The organism is Bartonella capreoli, assembly GCF_902813205.1.
Lineage (GTDB): Bacteria > Pseudomonadota > Alphaproteobacteria > Rhizobiales > Rhizobiaceae > Bartonella > Bartonella schoenbuchensis.
Genome location: NZ_CADDZX010000114.1, coordinates 1 through 564, shown reverse-complemented (window position 1 = coordinate 564; position 564 = coordinate 1). Strand labels below are relative to the sequence as shown.

Genomic DNA, 564 nt, shown 5'->3' with positions numbered 1-564 from the left:
TGAAACTGGCGGGCACAAAGGATAATCCCTGATATCCCACCCATACCATATTCATAGCCCTTTAAAGCTGCCATTAAGGCAAAGGACCTCGTCTTTCCTGATCCTCGCCCTCCCCACGCAGCACGTATATCAGCAGCTCCTTGAAACAACGGGATTAATTTCTCGATGATCACAACTTGAGCTGTAGCCATCTCAATCACCCTTAAACAGCTTCTTTGTCCTTTATAACAGGCGCTACAATCTCAACACGGGTAATCATCTTGATCGCTTCATCATTTTCCCCGGTAACCTGCAAAGGTAAGATCTTCCCCAAAAAGGCTAAATAAGCCGCTGGGCATTTGACAGCCTGGCGTTCAAGATAAGAAATCAAACCTTCATTACCATATTTGTTGCCAGCCTGTTCTGCTGCTTTAATCACAGCCTCTTTAAGAATGCGTGTTGTCTTATTGGGAACACCTTTCACACGCCCTGCTCCTGCATTGGGCGGTGTCCCCTTCACAGACTTATCTGATCCAGATGCCATAGATTATTCCTTTAAAGTGCGAGATATAAAAAGACCTCACT

The 564-nt window shown here is 45.4% G+C and carries 1 protein-coding gene and 1 pseudogene; both read right to left on the bottom strand.

Annotation, left to right across the window (positions count from 1 at the left end; translation table 11 throughout):
• Positions 1 to 191, bottom strand: a pseudogene (locus J7R05_RS07595) (PBSX family phage terminase large subunit); the annotation flags it as partial.
• 11 nt (positions 192 to 202) lie between these two features.
• Entirely contained in the window at positions 203 to 523 is a 321-nt protein-coding gene (locus J7R05_RS07590) for a hypothetical protein (protein WP_208541803.1), read from the bottom strand.
• Positions 524 to 564: the final 41 nt, after the last annotated feature.